Origin of the sequence: Catenulispora rubra (assembly GCF_015356825.1) — a bacterium.
In the GTDB taxonomy this organism is placed as follows: Bacteria; Actinomycetota; Actinomycetes; order Streptomycetales; family Catenulisporaceae; genus Catenulispora; species Catenulispora rubra.
Map to the genome: position 1 here is coordinate 1 of NZ_JAACYW010000297.1, position 14007 is coordinate 14007.

Here is a 14007-nt window from a genome sequence, read left to right on the forward strand (position 1 = left end):
CCCGAATCCCCCGCCCACTCGCGTTACATTAAGCACGTGGGCACCGCCTTCCTCCTCCTGTCCGTCTTCCTGGCCTGTGCCGTCGAAGCCGTGGAAGCGCTCACCATCGTGCTCGCCGTCGGCCTGACCAGGGGCTGGCGCTCGGCGCTCCAGGGCGTCGCCGCCGGGCTCCTGCTACTAGCGGTCGTCGTCGCGGCGCTCGGGCCAGCGCTGACCGTGCTGCCGCTCAAGGCGTTGCGGTTGGTGGTCGGCGGGCTGCTGCTCACCTTCGGGCTCCAGTGGCTGCGCAAGGCGATCCTGCGCGCCTCCGGGTACAAGGACCTGCGGGATGAGGCCGCCGCTTATCAGCGCGAGGTCAAGGCCGCGCGGGAGGCCGCCGCGTCGCGGAAGTCCCTCGTCGAGGACTGGTACGCCTTCACCCTCAGCTTCAAGGGCGTCGTGCTGGAGGGCCTGGAGGTGGCCTTCATCGCCCTCACCTTCGGCGCGAACCAGCGCGACATCCCGCTCGCGGCGGTCGCAGCGGTGGCCGCGGTGCTCGCGGTGTGCGCGGCCGGGGTGGCGATCAAGGCGCCGCTGGCGCGGGTGCCGGAGAACACCATGAAGTTCGCGGTCGGGGTGATGCTCACCGGCTTCGGCCTCTTCTGGGGGGCCGAGGGTGCCGGCGCGCACTGGCCCGGCAACGATGCCGCGCTCCCCCTCGTCCTGGCCTACATCCTGCTCGTCGCGGTCGGCGCCGTCTGGGTCCTGAAGCGGAGGCGCGCGGCGTGGGCAAACTGAAGTCCTTCGGGCTGTTCTGGTACGACTTCGTCATCGGCGACGACCCGCTCGTCGCCGTCCTCGTCGTCGCCGCCCTCGCCGGCACCGCCGCGCTCAGCACGCACACCACCGCGTCCTGGTGGCTCCTCCCGGTGATCGTCACCCTCGCGCTCGCCGCCACGCTGGCGCGCGCCGTGCGCAAGAAGTAAGCAAGAAGTAAGGGCCCTACGACGCCACCATCTCCACCCGCGTCCGCAGCCGCGCGTCCCACGCCGACCGCGCCGCGATCAGCTCCCGCACGCCCCCGCGCGAGCACCACGCCCCGCGCGCCGCGTCCCAGCGCGCCAGCACCCGCGCCGGAACGGTGATCGGCACGGTCGCGATCTCGTTCGGCGCGGCCAGCGTCGAGCCGAACCCGACCAGCCGCCGCGGCTCGGGCCGGTCGCCGCAGTCGGCCAGGTAGATCTGCACCACCTCGCGCCCGATCCGCGACCCGGTGTTCCGCACCCGCACCGCGAGCTCGACGTCCCCGGCCGCCGTCACCGCGGCCGTGATGTCCTCGTACTCCCACGTCGTGTACCCGAGGCCGTGCCCGAACGGATACGCCGGAACGACCCCGGCCTTCTCGTACCCGCGGTACCCGAACATCGTGCCCTCGCCGTACACGATCTTCCCGTCCACCGGCCGCGTCGACAGCACCGGAACCTCGTCCGCGTTCGTCGGGAACGTCGTGGGCAGCCGCCCGCCGGGCTCGACCGCGCCGGTCACCGCGTCGGCGATCGCCGAGCCGCCCTCCTGCCCGGGGAACCACGCCCACAGCACCGCCGGAACCGACGCCCGCCACGGCATCTCCACCGGCGCCCCGGCGTTCACCACCACGATCGTCCGCGCGTTGACGGCAGCCACCGCCGCGACCAGCTCGTCCTGCCGCCCCGGCAGCTTCAGGTCGGTCCGGTCGAACCCCTCGCTCTCCACCTCATCGGTCGTCCCGACTACGACGATCGCCACGTCCGCGGCCCGCGCCGCCGCCACCGCCGCGGCGAACAGCTCATCCTCGCTCGGCCCCGGCGCCGCGTGGTTGAGCCCGAACATCGCGACCGGCAGCTCCGGATCGATCTGCGCGACCACCTCGATCCGCACGGTCCCCGGCTCGATCTCCACATCGACGCGGTGCTCGGGCGGCCGGACCAGCCCCTCGGCGAGATCGCCGCCGGCACTCGGGGACAGCATGATCTTCATCGGCGCGTTATCCCCGATCACCAACCGGAACGCGCCGACCCCGGAAACAGAGAACTGATGATTGCCCGCAGCCGTGATGGCAACATCGGCCCGCACGCGGATCCCGGCGGTTCCGGCGGGAAGCCCGCCCATGAACACGAACCGCGACGCCTGCCGCACCTCGCTGCCCAGCACGTCGCCCGCCGGATCGATGAAGTCCACCCGCAGCCCCGCGTGCCCGGTGTCGGGATCGCTCGCACTCCCCGGCGACAGCGGCGGCAGAAGACGTTGTGTGACAACGCCTTGCGCGTACTCGACCCTCACCATCGAGCCCAGGGCCTTGGTCAATCCCGTCAGAGGACTGACAACATGAGCCGGGTTCACGTGAGCGGAGCCGCCGCCCTGCGCCGTCAGGTGCTCGGCGTTCGGCCCGATGACCGCGACGCGCTGCACCGACCAGGGATCCAGCGGCAACAACGGCGACCCGTTGACCTCTTCGTTGCGCAACACCACCATGGCGCGCGCCGCGATCTCGCGAAGCTGCGCGGCGGCGTCGTCCGGCGTCGTCACCGGAGGCAGCGGCTCGGAACCGTCGAGGAATCCGGTGCGATCGGCCAGCAACAGGACTCGCAGCACCTTGTCATCGACCACTGATTCCTCGACCTCGCCCTTGCGCACCGCCGCCACCAGCGCCTCGCCCCACGGCCCCTGCGGCCCAGGCATCACGACGTCCAGCCCGGCGTTCGCCGAGGCGGCCGTCGACCGCGTGGCGAACCAGTCGGACACCACGACGCCGTCGAAGCCGTAGCCGTCCTTGAGCACGCCGTTGATCAGCGCGCCGTTGTCGGTCATGCTGACGCCGCCGACCGAGTTGTACGCGGCCATCACCGACCACGCGCCGGCCCGCACCGCGGCCTCGAACGGCGGCAGGTACACCTCCCGCAGCGTCGTCTCGTCGATCTCGGCGTCGTACGTCATGCGCTCGGTCTCGGACTCGTTGGCGACGAAGTGCTTGACCGTCGAGGCCACGCCCGCGCTCTGCACCCCGTCGACGAAGGCCGCGGCGATCGTCGCGGTCAGCACCGGGTCCTCGGAATAGCACTCGAAATGCCTGCCACCCAGGGGACTGCGATGCAGATTGACGTTCGGCGCCAGGTGCCACCCGACGCCCTTGTCCCGCGCCTGCGCTCCCATCAGGGCCCCGGCACGGCGCACGGGCCCGACGTCCCACGTCGCGGCGAGCGCCGTCGGGTTCGGGAACAGCAGCGACGGATCGCGCTCGTCCCAGGTGGTCCCGCGCACGCCGGCGGGGCCGTCCGACAGCAGGATCCGGCGCAGCCCGATCTCCGGGACGGCCGGCAGCGACCAGAAATCCTCGCCGGTGAGCAGTGCGACCTTCTGGTCAAGCGTGAGACGTCCAACCAGCTCGACCAGCACTGTGTCCGCCCGCGCCCTGCCGCGCTCGATATCCTCATCCATCGCCGATCCCCTTCGAACGTTTCAGCGACACCGCGTGGTGTGCCGGTCCCGTCGGCGCGCACCACAGGCATCACCGCCGATCATCCGGCGCAGGCGTGCGAACGCAACCCTTACCCCTCCTACCCGCGCATCCGGGTGGATCGCCGGCCCCGGCGCGAACCGTCCAAGAACCGCCCAAGATTCTTCGCCGAACCCGCGTTATGAAATCTCCCAAACCCCGTCTCTTAGGGCGAGGGGTCTTAGCACTGGGCCCCGCGTGAGGGAGGCGACGATGGTGACCGAGAACGGCCGGGCCGAGTTGCGGGGGCTCTACATCGACCCCGCCCTACCGCTGACGATCGCGGTGGGACAGGCCTTCGACCTGGTGAGCATGCCGGCGGCCGTCGGGCACGCGGCGTTGACAGCGCTGCGGGCCCGCAGAGTGCGGCTCGGTCCCGTCGTCGCCGACTCGCGGAGATCCGTGATGCGGGTGGGGTTCCTGGTGGCGCCGGCGCCCGAGGACCAGGCTCCGGTCGCCGGGCACGCCGGGCACGCCGGGCACGCCGAGACCGCCGCGCTGCGCGAGTGGGCCGGCCGATTAGGCGGGGCCCTCGGCGTCCGCGTCGGGGGCCGGGGCTCGACGGCCACCCTGCCGCCGCTGTTGCCCTGGCGCGGCTGGCTGCACTGGCTGGTGCCGCCGGGTGGCGCCGCGGTCCTGTGGACGCCGGCCGGCGCGCTGCTGTCGGTGCTCTCGGAGCCGACCGGCGCGCGCCTGCTGTGACGACGGGCTTCCAAGAAAGTCAATACCCTGCGTTCATCCGGTCGGGTACTTCGCACTCGGATAACCGCACAAGCGACCGTGGGAAGGTCCAAGCTGTCCCCGGTCGCGCACCGGGCGTCACCGCCTCGGTGTCGCGCGCCCGTTCACGTGGAAGTACGTGGACGACGCCGACGCTAGGAGGCCGCCCGTGCCCGTCCCCGGGGAGCAGCAGCACCCACCCACCGACGCCGAGCTGATCGCCATGGTGCGGGCCGGCGACCGGCGCGCGTACGGACCGCTCTACGAGCGGCACCGACGCGCGGCGCTGCGCGTGGCGCGGCATCTGGCGCGGGACGAGGCGGCCGCGGACGACCTCGCGGCCGAGGCGTTCACCCGGGTGCTGACCGCGATCGACCGGGGGAACGGCCCGGACGAGGCGTTCCGCGCGTATCTGTACACGACGTTGCGCCGCACCGCCTTCGACTGGGCCGAGTCGGACAAGCGCGTGCGGCTGGTGGAGAACATCGCCGAGCTGGAGGTGACGGCGGCGCCGGTGACCGGCGCGGACCGGGACCCGCTGGACGAGGCCTTCGACCGGCAGATCACCTCGCGCGCCTTCCATTCTTTGCCGGAGCGCTGGCAGATCGTACTGTGGCACCTGGAGGTCGAGGGCGAGACGCCGGCGGAGGTGGCGCCGCTGCTGGACCTGTCGCCGTCGGCGGTGTCGGCGCTGGCGTACCGGGCCCGGGAGGGCCTACGGCAGGCGTTCTTACAGGAGCACTTAGCCGAGACGGTCAACGACGCGTGCCGGCCCTTCGCGCAACGGCTGGCGCCGTTCGTACGCGGCAAGCTGGGGACGCGGGAGCACACGAAGGTCGAGCGGCACCTGGATACGTGTGCTGATTGCACGGGGCTGTATCTGGAGCTGCTGAAGTTCAACGAGGCGCTGCCGGAGGTGCTGTCGCCCCTGGTGTTCGGCTCCGCGGCGGCCGCGAAGATCATCGGCGGCCTGGCCCTCGGTGCGGCGGCGGCCACCGGCCTGGTGGCGACGTCGGTGGGCACGACCGCGACGGTGGCCGGCGGAGGTACCGCGGCCGGAACAGCCGCAGGCGCCGCAGCCGACGGGACAGCGAAGTCCGGCGCGCTGCTGGCCCGCTGGCTGATGCAGCTGCGCAAGAGCCGGACGCAGGTCATGACGATGACGGCGGTCGCGGTGGTGGCGTGCGCGATCCTGGCGTGGGGCATGTCGGGAGGCGGGAAGGGGGCCCCGCCGCTCGGCGAGCCGTCCTCCAGCGCACCGGCCGTCGCCCTGCCCCCGCCGACGCGGGTGGCGAGCGCCACGCCGTCGCCGAAGCCCCCGGCCCCGAAGCCGACAAGCGCGCCGCCGGTGCTGCCGCCGCCGGTGCGGCACACGACGATCGCCAAGCCGCCCGCGCCCCGGCCGACGAAGAAGCCTGAGATCCCCCCGGCCGAGGCGGCGGCGCCGCCGCAGCGGCCGGACCCGGGCCCCGACTGGGGCCTGACCACGATCGTCGCCCTGATGGTCCCGGCGACCATCGCGGCGGCCGCCGCGGCCGGCGGGGCCGCGGGCGGACCAACCGGACCGGCCTCAGGAGGCAAACCGTGATGGTGTTCTGGGCGCTCGTCGCCCTCGTCGTCGGCGTGATCGTGGCAGTCGGCCTGGCCCGGCTGCTCGGACGCTCCGAGCGGGCGGTCTCCGGGTCGCACAACCCGCAGGCCCTGTCGGTGGTCGGCAGCGCTCTGCTCTCCTCGTTCATCCTGGTGACCGCGTTCCTGATCGCCAGCACCTGGTCGACGTACAACACCGACCGTCAGCACACGTATGACGAGGCCCGTTCGGTGACCACGACGTACTGGCTGGCCGGCAAGCTCCCGCCGGCCGACCGGGACAAGGTGCGCGCCGGGCTGACCGTGTACGCCAGCCAGGTCGTCGCCGACGACTGGCCGGCCATGGGACGGCATCAGACCTCTGAGGAGGCCGCGACCACGCTGGACGGGCTGCGCGTTGAGGTCGGCGCGATCCACCCGGCCAGCGCCGCCGACGAGAAGAGCCGGGCCGACGTCTCCGCCGCGCTGGACGACATCTACTCCAAGCGGCTGATCAGGGCTGCGGACGTCAACTACTCCATGCCCTCGCTGCTGTACTTCGCGCTCGTGGTCGCCGCGCTGCTGCTGGTGGCCTACCCACCGCTGGTGGGGCTGACGGCCAACGGCCGCAATGTGGTGGTGTTGTCGGGTCTCGGCGCGATGGTCGGTTTGGGAATCCTCATTGTCATCGGGTTGTCGCACCCGTACTCCGAGCCGCTGGCCATCGCCCCGACGGCCTTCCGACACGCGCTTGAGCAATTCACGCAGATCAACGGTTGAGATCAGTAGCATCCGTTACCGAGTCGTTGTCAACGAGCCCGTGATCGGAGCAGCGCCGGGCGACTAGATTTCGGCGCAGTTTCCCTACGTAAACGGGAGGGTTCTCGTCTCATGTCAGAGCACGAGCTGAGTACTAGAGGGCCGGTGCTGACGCCGGCCCGCCTCATCGCGGCGGTCTGCGTCATCGTGCCCTTCGTCGCGGTGCTGTGGGTGCCGATCTTCGACAAGGACAAGCCAGAGGTCGCGGGCTTCCCGTTCTTCTTCTGGTGGCAGCTTCTGTGGGTCGCGGTGACGGCGGCGCTGATGGGGCTGGCGTACTTCGTGGTGCGGCGCGAGGAGTTGGCGCGCAAGGCGGTGGTTGTCGGGGCGACCGGGGCGACCGCGTCGGCCGGGGAGACCGCCGCTGAGGCGCCTGCCGAAGAGTCCGCGCCGCCGTCCGAGGAAAAGCCTGAGGAAGAGTCCCAGGAAGGGGAGTCCGAATGAGCCCCCACCTGACCGCCGCGACGGTCCCGACGCCCGACGTCGGCACGCACGGCATCAACAAGACCGAACTGACCGTCGTCATCTTCTTCTTCCTGCTGGTCTCGGTGCTCGGCTTCCTGGCCGCGCGCTGGCGCAAGGCCCGCGAGGCGAACCACCTGGAGGAGTGGGGCCTGGGCGGCCGGAGCTTCGGCGGCTGGATCACCTGGTTCCTGCTCGGCGGCGACCTGTACACCGCGTACACGTTCGTCGCGGTCCCGGCGGCGCTGACCGCCGGCGCGTTCGGGTTCTTCGCAGTGCCGTACACGATCATCGTGTGGCCGCTGGTCTTCCTGTTCCTGCCGCGGCTGTGGTCGGTCTCGCGCAAGCGCGGCTACGTCACGCCGGCCGACTTCGCCCGAGGCCGGTACGGCTCGAAGTCGCTGGGTCTGGCCGTCGCGATCGTCGGCGTGGTGGCGACGATGCCGTACATCGCGCTGCAGCTGGTCGGGATCCAGGCCTGCCTGGACGTGATCGGGATCGGCGGCAAGGGCACCTCGACGTTCGCCAAGGACCTGCCGCTGTTCATCGCCTTCGCGGTGCTGGCGGCGTTCACGTACACCTCGGGGCTGCGCGCCCCGGCGGTGATCGCGTTCGTCAAGGACTTCCTGATCTACCTGGTCATCATCGTCGCGGTCATCTACATCCCGACCCGCGTCGTCGGCGGCTGGCACGGCATCTTCCACCTGGCCTCCACCGGACCCAACGGCAAGACCAAGCCCGGTTTCCTGTCGTTGAACAACGCCAACGGCAAGACCAACGCCTTCCCGTACGCGACCCTCGCGCTCGGCTCGGCGATGGCGCTGTTCATGTATCCGCACGCGCAGATCGGCGTGCTGTCCACGAAGTCCCGCAACACGGTCCGCAAGAACCTGGCGGGCCTGTCGATGTACTCGCTGGTGCTGGGCTTCATCGCCCTGCTCGGCTACATGGCCCTGGCCGTCGGCTTCAACGGCACCGCCAAGGGCCACCTCGGCGGCAACGCGCAGCGCGCGGTCCCGGCCCTGTTCGACGCGGTGTTCCCGTCCTGGTTCGCCGGCGTGGCGTTCGCCGCGGTGGCGATCGGCGCCCTGGTACCCGCGGCGATCATGTCGATCGCGGCGGCGAACCTGTTCACCCGCAACATCTTCGTGGACTTCATCAAGCCCGACGCGACTCCGCACCAGCAGGCGCAGGTGTCGAAGACGGTGTCGCTGCTGGTGAAGTTCGGCGCCCTGGCCTTCGTCCTGGGCCTGGACGCGACCAGCGCGATCAACTTCCAGCTGCTCGGCGGCGTGCTGATCCTGCAGACCTTCCCGGCGATCGTGATCGGCCTGTTCAACCGCTGGTTCCACCGCTGGGCCCTGGTGGCCGGACTGTGGACCGGCGTGATCTACGGCGTCGTGGTCGCCTGGCAGCAGAAGAAGTTCGCGGCCGACGGCAAGACCGTGCTGCAGCAGCACTTCGGCAACCAGATCGCCAAGGTCCCGGGCACGCACCTGTACGCGTACATCGCGATCACGGCCCTGGTACTGAACCTGCTGGTGTCGGTGGTGCTGACGCTGGTCTTCCGCGCGGTGAAGGTCGCCGACGGCGTCGACGAGACGCAGGCCGCCGACTACACGGCCGACGAGGGCGACGCGGACCTGCCGGACCTGATCGAGGCCGAGCCGGCACTCGCGGAGTTGTAGGGCTGGCGGAGTTCTGACGGCTGGCGGTACACACGAAGCCCCGAGGCCTTGTGGCCTCGGGGCTTCGGCATCTTCGCGGCGCGCGCGGCTCAGGCGGCGAGGCCGATCGCGCGGGCATAACGCTGCCGATGCCACGCCGGGCTGCCGAACAGCTGCGAGGTGGCATGCGCACGCTTGAAGTAGAGGTGGATCGGGTGCTCCCACGTGATGCCGATGCCGCCGTGGAGCTGAATCGCCTCCCCGGCGATGGTGCTGAACGCCTCGGAGCAGTAGGCCTTGGCGCGCGAGGCGGCGACGGTGAGTTCGTGCCCTGACGCGGCGGCAAAAGCGGCGGCGTACGAGGCGGAGCGCGCGGACTCCAGGAGCGTGAAGAGGTCGGCGAGGCGGTGCTTCACGGCCTGGAACGAGCCGATCGGCCGGCCGAACTGCACGCGCTGCTTCGCATAGGCGAGGGTCAGGTCGAAGGCACGTTGCGCGGCGCCGACCTGCTCGGCGGAGATCGCGACGCACGCGAGGTCGAGGACGCGGGCCGGGTCGGCGCCCAGGGAGAGCGCCGGTGCTGCTCGGAACTCGACGTGGGCCTGCGGGCGGCCGGGATCGACAGTCTCTACTTCACTGACCGCCGCATCGCCGGCAGCGACAACAAACAGCGCGGTCGGTGATCTGCGCTCTGGCATTTGAGCAGGGACTATGAGCAGGTTGGCTTCGCTGCCGTCGAGCACATGATCCGCGGTCCCGGTCAGCCGCCAGCCGCTGGCTTCCTCAGTTGCAGTGACTCCCGAGGCTTCCCATGCGACCGCTGCATGCGTTGCACCCTCGGCGATCCCCGGCAGCAACGCCGCCTTCGCCTCCGCCGAATCCCCAGCCAGAATCGCCTGTGCCGCGAGCGTCGTGCTCAAGAAGCCGGGCACCGCCAACGCCGCGCCGAGCTCCTCCAACAGCACGTGCGTCTCCAGCACCGAGAAGCCCGCGCCGCCGTACTCCTCGGGAATCGCAAGGCCGAGCGCTCCGACCTGCTCGGCGAGCAGCCGCCACGCATCGCCGCCGGCGGCCCGCTCCAGCAGCGTCCGCACCGTCCGCCGGAGTTCTTCTTGTTCGGGGTCGAAGCGCATGCGGCGGACCGTAGCGGCCTTCGCCGCAACCCGCCAGAGCGGCCTCCGGCCCGAGTACCGGCAAGGCCTCGCCTCGCGCACCGCGTCCGCGCGGGTTTTCTGGTCAAGTCGGCGGCCAAGTCGGCGGCGCGGTCGGCTCGTTCGCGCCTACATTCGCTCCTACAACCGCTCCGACGTGACCTGCCCCCGCAGCGTCTCCACCGGCACCGCCGGCAGCCCGTCGATGCTCGTCGCGTTCTTGCGCGCCACGTAGTCGACGTGGAACTCCTCGTCACGCCGGCCGAAGTACTCCGCCAGCAGGCGCCGGTCGCCCTTGTACTCCATGAACGGCACCGCGTAGCCGCAGGAGTCGCTGATGCGCGTCGCCTGGACCAGTACGATCGCGCGCGCCCCCGGATCGGCGGCGGCCGGGAACAGCCCGATGTACTCGTCCCAGCGGGGGTCGTCGCGCCAGAGGACCTCGCCGGTGCCGTGGACGCGCACGATGTTCGGCGGGCCCTCGAACGCCACCCACATCACCGTGATGCGGCCGTTCTCGCGCAGGTGGGCCAGGCTCTCGGCGCCGCTGCCGGTGAGGTCCAGGTACGCGAGGCGATCCGGGCCGAGGACCGCCAGGGAGCCCAGCGTGCCCTTCGGCGAGAGGTTGACGTGCCCGTCGGCGGCCAGCGGCGCGGTCGCCACGAAGAACAAGGGCTGCGCCTCGATGAACGTGCGGAGCTTGGCGTCGATGACCTCGTGCACGGTAGCCATGCTTCGAGTGTCCATCGTGCCCGCATTCTGGGCAACAGTATTCCGGATCGTGGACTTATATTCAGTCCTTGTCATTAAGGTCCGAAGGCGTCCCCGGTAGCCGCGGGGCCGACGACGGCGGATCCGCCGCCAGCGGTACCGGCTCCGTAGCCCGCCCCGAAGCCGTCAGCTCGTCCAGGTCCTGCAGCATCTGCTCGGCCAGATCCCGCTCCGCCTTGTGGTACCGCTCGGCCCACTTCAACGCGATCTCCGGATACGCCCACGCCGTCTCGCTGTGCGCGGCCTCCGCGTCCACCGCCGCTTCGGCTCGCCGCCGCTCCGAATTGTCCCGGTGCTCCGCGACGATCTCGCGCAGCCGCTCCGGCTCGGTCAGGTGCCCCAACCAAACCCGTAGTAGCACGCCGTGCTTCAGCACCGGAACCTCGACCGGCGCCGTCCGTGCCCAGGTCCGCACCGCCTCGCGCCCGGAGTCCGTGATCGCGTACACGCGCTTGCTGCGCACGTCGTCCTGCATCACGGTCCGCGACGTCACGTACCGGTGCTTCTCCAGCCGCTTGAGCTCGCCGTAGATCTGGCTGAACGACGGCGACCAGTAGAACAACTTCAGCGACCAGTCGGCCCACTTCTTGATGTCGTAGCCGGACAGCTCCCGCTCGAACGACAGCATCCCGAGCACCGCCCAACCGGTCGCCGGCAGACGCGGGTCGTCGGCGCCGGCTTCGGTTTCCGCCGGTTCGTCCTGTGATTGAGGGGGCACGTCAGTAAGGGTAGCCAGATGGGTACCGTCTCGCATGACGCCGCAACGGAGACCACCGGACGAAGAAGGACGAGACCCGATGACGCTCGACCCGCAGGCCCGCGCCATCGTCGACATGCTCGCCGTGGTCTTCCCCGACCTCGGCGGCAGCGTCACCGACGCGGCCCACGCGCGCGAAATCCTCGACCTGGCACCGAATCTGCCGGTCCTGGTGCCGTTGCCGTCGGTCGTGGACCGGACCATCCCCGGTCCCGAGGGCGCCCCCGGGATCCCGGTCCGGATCTACCGTCCGGTGGCGGATCAGGACACTGTGACGGATCAGGACACTGTGACGCCTGTCGTCGTGTTCTTCCACGGCGGCGGTTTCAGCATCTGCAACATCGCCATCTACGACAACTTCTGCCGCGACATCGCGCGCTCCACCGGCGCGACCGTGGTCTCCGTGGAATTCCGCCTCGCACCCGAGACGCCGTATCCCGGCGGCCTCGAAGACGCCTACGCCGCAACCACGTGGGTCGCCGAGCACGCCGCCGAGCTGCGCGTGGACCCCGCACGGCTGGCCGTCGCCGGCGACAGCGGAGGCGGCAACTTCGCCGCGGTGGTGTCGCTGATGGCGCGGGACCGGGCGGCCCTGGGATATCAGAGCCCGAAGATCGCCGTGCAGCTGCTCATCTACCCATCGGTCGATCTCGCCGCCGACGGCGCCGGCTATCCCTCGCGGCAGCAGAACGCGACCGGCTTCTTCCTCACGGCGAAGCACATGGCCTGGTTCCACGAGCAGTACGTCCAGGGCGCCGACGTCACGGATCCCCATATGTCGCCGATCAAAGCGCCGGACCACAGCGGTCTGCCGCGCGCCGTCATCGTCACCGCCGAGCACGATCCGCTGCGGGACGAGGGCGACGCCTACGCCGGCAAGCTCGCGGCGGCCGGGGTCGCCGTGGACCACTTCCAGGTCGAGGGGATGTTCCACGGCTTCCTGAGCATGCCGCATCCGACCGCCGCGAAGACCCGCGCCGCGGTGTTCGCCGCGGTGCGGGCCGCTCTCGGCTCGGACGCCTCCGGTGCTTCCGACGCCTCTGATACCGCCGGCGCCTCCGGCGCCTCCGGCGCTACTTGATCGTGACCCCGGCGTTGGTGGTGGTCACGTCGATGACGTTGTTGGAACGGTGGTCCTGCTGGTTCTGCAGGTTCGGCTCCGCGTTCGTGGTGGAGACCTTGTCGTAGTACAGGGTGCTGCCGTCGGTGACGATGAGGACGCTCGCGTTGGTGGTGGCCGCCGTGATGTTCCTCGGGCCGCCGACGAACGAGGCCTTGATACTGGCGTTGGTGGTGTTCATGACGGCATCGCCCGAGCCGAGCTGGTCCGCGTGGATGTCCGCGTTCGTGCTGTGCAGGTTCACCGGGCCGGAGACGTTGGTGACGAAGATGCTCGCGTTGCTGGTCGTCACCTGCACGGAGACCGTCGGGGGCACCTGGATGTCGATCCCCGCGCCGCAGTCTCCGCCGTCGCAGTCCTTGGTCAGCGTCAGCACGCCGTCGGCGTACTGCTGCGTCACCTTCGGGTGGCCTGTGCCGCTGAACGAGTGCCAGGTCAGATCGGCCTTGCCGGTCATCCCGGACACCGCCGCGTTACCGGTGATCCGGACCGTGCTGTCGCTGTCCTCGACCACGACCCGGGTGACCGGGTCCGCCTGGCCGAGCGTCTGCTGTGTGTGCTGGCTGTCGATGGACCCGGACACGACCAGGGCCGCGGCGCCGCACGGGATGGCGATCGCGGCGACGACGCCGAGCAGCGCGACCGTGCTGACCCGGATGCCCGCGATCGGGCGGCGGGTCGGAGTGGGTTCAGTGCTCATCTCAGGCCTCTAACTGATCGTCACGTCGGCGTTGGTGGTGGTCACGTCGATCTCGGCGGCGGCCTTGCGGTCCTGCACGTTCGTCAGGTGCCGGAGGCCGTTGGTGGTGCTGACCGAGTCGTAGTAGGCGGTCTGTCCGTCGGTGGCGATGGTGACGCTGCCGTTGGCGTTGCTCGCCGTGATCCGGGTCGGGGCGCCGTGGAAGGCGGCGTTGATGCTGCCCTCGGTGGTCTTGAACGAGGCGTTCCCCGACCCCAGGTCCTCGGCGTTGATGCCGCCCCTGCTGGACGTCAGGTCGACCGCGCCGGTCACCCCGCTGACCTCGATGTCCCCCTGGGAGGTGGTCACCTGCACCGAGACGTTGCGCGGCACCGTCAGCGTGATGCCGACGGGCCCGCAGCCACCGGCGGAGCAGTCCTTGGTGAGCGTCAGCACACCGTCCGCGACGCTCTGCCGCAGCACCGGCCGCTTGCCGCCCTTGCCCTTCCACTGCAGGACGGCCTGCCCGGCCACCCCGGTGGCGCCGGCGTTGCCGGTGATCTGCACGTCGCTCTCAGAGTCGGCGACCACGACCCGCGTGATCGGACCCGCGGCTGCGATCCCGACCCGGGCCTGCTGATCGGTCACCCGCGAGGACATCGCGAACGCCGCGGCGACAGCCGGCACGCTCACGGCCACGATCACGCCGGCCATCGCGATGGTGCTGATCCGCAGGGCGCCGATCGGGGCGCGGGGCGGGGTGGCATCGAAGGTCATGAGG

Annotated in this window: 14 protein-coding genes; 8 read left to right on the forward strand and 6 right to left on the reverse strand. The window is 70.7% G+C overall.

Going from position 1 to position 14007, the window contains the following annotated elements; genetic code table 11:
* The first annotated feature begins 36 nt into the window (after positions 1 to 36).
* Together GWK61_RS45045 and GWK61_RS45050 are read left to right on the forward strand one after the other, a co-directional pair.
* Positions 37 to 777, forward strand: a complete 741-nt coding sequence (locus tag GWK61_RS45045) for a COG4280 domain-containing protein (protein WP_194918749.1) — start codon at positions 37 to 39, stop codon at positions 775 to 777.
* Positions 765 to 965 carry a hypothetical protein gene (locus GWK61_RS45050; protein ID WP_194918751.1) on the forward strand — a complete coding sequence of 67 codons (201 nt, stop codon included), beginning with the start codon at positions 765 to 767 and terminating at the stop codon, positions 963 to 965. Before GWK61_RS45045 ends, GWK61_RS45050 begins: the two co-directional genes overlap by 13 nt.
* Positions 966 to 981: 16 nt before the next feature.
* On the opposite strand, the gene GWK61_RS45055 is transcribed toward GWK61_RS45050, so the two are convergent.
* Positions 982 to 3453, reverse strand: coding sequence for a beta-glucosidase family protein (locus GWK61_RS45055; protein WP_194918753.1), 2472 nt, complete (start codon positions 3451 to 3453; stop codon positions 982 to 984).
* 271 nt (positions 3454 to 3724) lie between these two features.
* On the opposite strand from GWK61_RS45055, the gene GWK61_RS45060 reads away from it, so the two are divergent.
* From GWK61_RS45060 to mctP, 5 genes are all read left to right on the forward strand, one after another.
* Positions 3725 to 4213, forward strand: a complete 489-nt coding sequence (locus tag GWK61_RS45060; protein WP_194918755.1) for a hypothetical protein — start codon at positions 3725 to 3727, stop codon at positions 4211 to 4213.
* Positions 4214 to 4400: 187 nt separating this feature from the next.
* Complete coding sequence (locus tag GWK61_RS45065) at positions 4401 to 5819, forward strand: sigma-70 family RNA polymerase sigma factor (protein ID WP_194918757.1); 1419 nt, start codon at positions 4401 to 4403, stop codon at positions 5817 to 5819.
* A complete protein-coding gene (locus tag GWK61_RS45070; protein ID WP_228564001.1) occupies positions 5819 to 6580 on the forward strand; it encodes a bestrophin-like domain in 762 nt (253 codons plus the stop codon). The genes GWK61_RS45065 and GWK61_RS45070 overlap by 1 nt, the downstream gene beginning before the upstream one ends.
* 111 nt (positions 6581 to 6691) lie before the next feature.
* Entirely contained in the window at positions 6692 to 7063 is a 372-nt protein-coding gene (locus GWK61_RS45075; protein ID WP_194918761.1) for a DUF3311 domain-containing protein, read from the forward strand.
* Positions 7060 to 8769: a monocarboxylate uptake permease MctP gene (mctP, locus tag GWK61_RS45080; RefSeq protein ID WP_194918762.1), complete on the forward strand. Its 1710-nt coding sequence runs from the start codon at positions 7060 to 7062 to the stop codon at positions 8767 to 8769. Before GWK61_RS45075 ends, mctP begins: the two co-directional genes overlap by 4 nt.
* A gap of 89 nt (positions 8770 to 8858) precedes the next feature.
* On the opposite strand, the gene GWK61_RS45085 is transcribed toward mctP, so the two are convergent.
* From GWK61_RS45085 to GWK61_RS45095, 3 genes are all read right to left on the reverse strand, one after another.
* Complete coding sequence (locus GWK61_RS45085) at positions 8859 to 9881, reverse strand: acyl-CoA dehydrogenase family protein (protein ID WP_194918763.1); 1023 nt, start codon at positions 9879 to 9881, stop codon at positions 8859 to 8861.
* A 159-nt stretch (positions 9882 to 10040) separates the two neighbouring features.
* The gene (locus GWK61_RS45090; protein WP_194918765.1) at positions 10041 to 10631 is read right to left on the reverse strand and encodes a pyridoxamine 5'-phosphate oxidase family protein; all 591 of its coding nucleotides are present in this window, start codon (positions 10629 to 10631) and stop codon (positions 10041 to 10043) included.
* 61 nt (positions 10632 to 10692) lie between these two features.
* Positions 10693 to 11388: a PadR family transcriptional regulator gene (locus GWK61_RS45095; RefSeq protein ID WP_323748045.1), complete on the reverse strand. Its 696-nt coding sequence runs from the start codon at positions 11386 to 11388 to the stop codon at positions 10693 to 10695.
* Between the two features lie 79 nt (positions 11389 to 11467).
* Here GWK61_RS45095 and GWK61_RS45100 point away from each other — a divergent pair, with 79 nt between their 5' ends.
* On the forward strand, positions 11468 to 12508 hold the full coding sequence (locus GWK61_RS45100; RefSeq protein WP_194918770.1) for an alpha/beta hydrolase: 1041 nt from the start codon (positions 11468 to 11470) through the stop codon (positions 12506 to 12508).
* Here GWK61_RS45100 and GWK61_RS45105 read toward each other — a convergent pair.
* Positions 12501 to 13247 carry a DUF4097 family beta strand repeat-containing protein gene (locus GWK61_RS45105; protein WP_194918772.1) on the reverse strand — a complete coding sequence of 249 codons (747 nt, stop codon included), beginning with the start codon at positions 13245 to 13247 and terminating at the stop codon, positions 12501 to 12503. The two genes, GWK61_RS45100 and GWK61_RS45105, sit on opposite strands and share 8 nt — an antisense overlap.
* Positions 13248 to 13256: 9 nt before the next feature.
* On the reverse strand, positions 13257 to 14007 hold a 751-nt coding region (locus GWK61_RS45110; RefSeq protein ID WP_194918774.1), incomplete at its 5' end, for a DUF4097 family beta strand repeat-containing protein.

Bases quoted from the DNA above. Each gene is read 5' to 3' on its own strand.
- GWK61_RS45090 (WP_194918765.1), bottom strand. From the start codon at position 10,631: ATGGCTACCGTGCACGAGGTCATCGACGCCAAGCTCCGCACGTTCATC.
- mctP (WP_194918762.1), top strand. From the start codon at position 7,060: ATGAGCCCCCACCTGACCGCCGCGACGGTCCCGACGCCCGACGTCGGC.
- GWK61_RS45060 (WP_194918755.1), top strand. From the start codon at position 3,725: ATGGTGACCGAGAACGGCCGGGCCGAGTTGCGGGGGCTCTACATCGAC.
- GWK61_RS45100 (WP_194918770.1), top strand. From the start codon at position 11,468: ATGACGCTCGACCCGCAGGCCCGCGCCATCGTCGACATGCTCGCCGTG.
- GWK61_RS45075 (WP_194918761.1), top strand. From the start codon at position 6,692: ATGTCAGAGCACGAGCTGAGTACTAGAGGGCCGGTGCTGACGCCGGCC.
- GWK61_RS45070 (WP_228564001.1), top strand. From the start codon at position 5,819: ATGGTGTTCTGGGCGCTCGTCGCCCTCGTCGTCGGCGTGATCGTGGCA.
- GWK61_RS45105 (WP_194918772.1), bottom strand. From the start codon at position 13,247: ATGAGCACTGAACCCACTCCGACCCGCCGCCCGATCGCGGGCATCCGG.
- GWK61_RS45055 (WP_194918753.1), bottom strand. From the start codon at position 3,453: ATGGATGAGGATATCGAGCGCGGCAGGGCGCGGGCGGACACAGTGCTG.
- GWK61_RS45085 (WP_194918763.1), bottom strand. From the start codon at position 9,881: ATGCGCTTCGACCCCGAACAAGAAGAACTCCGGCGGACGGTGCGGACG.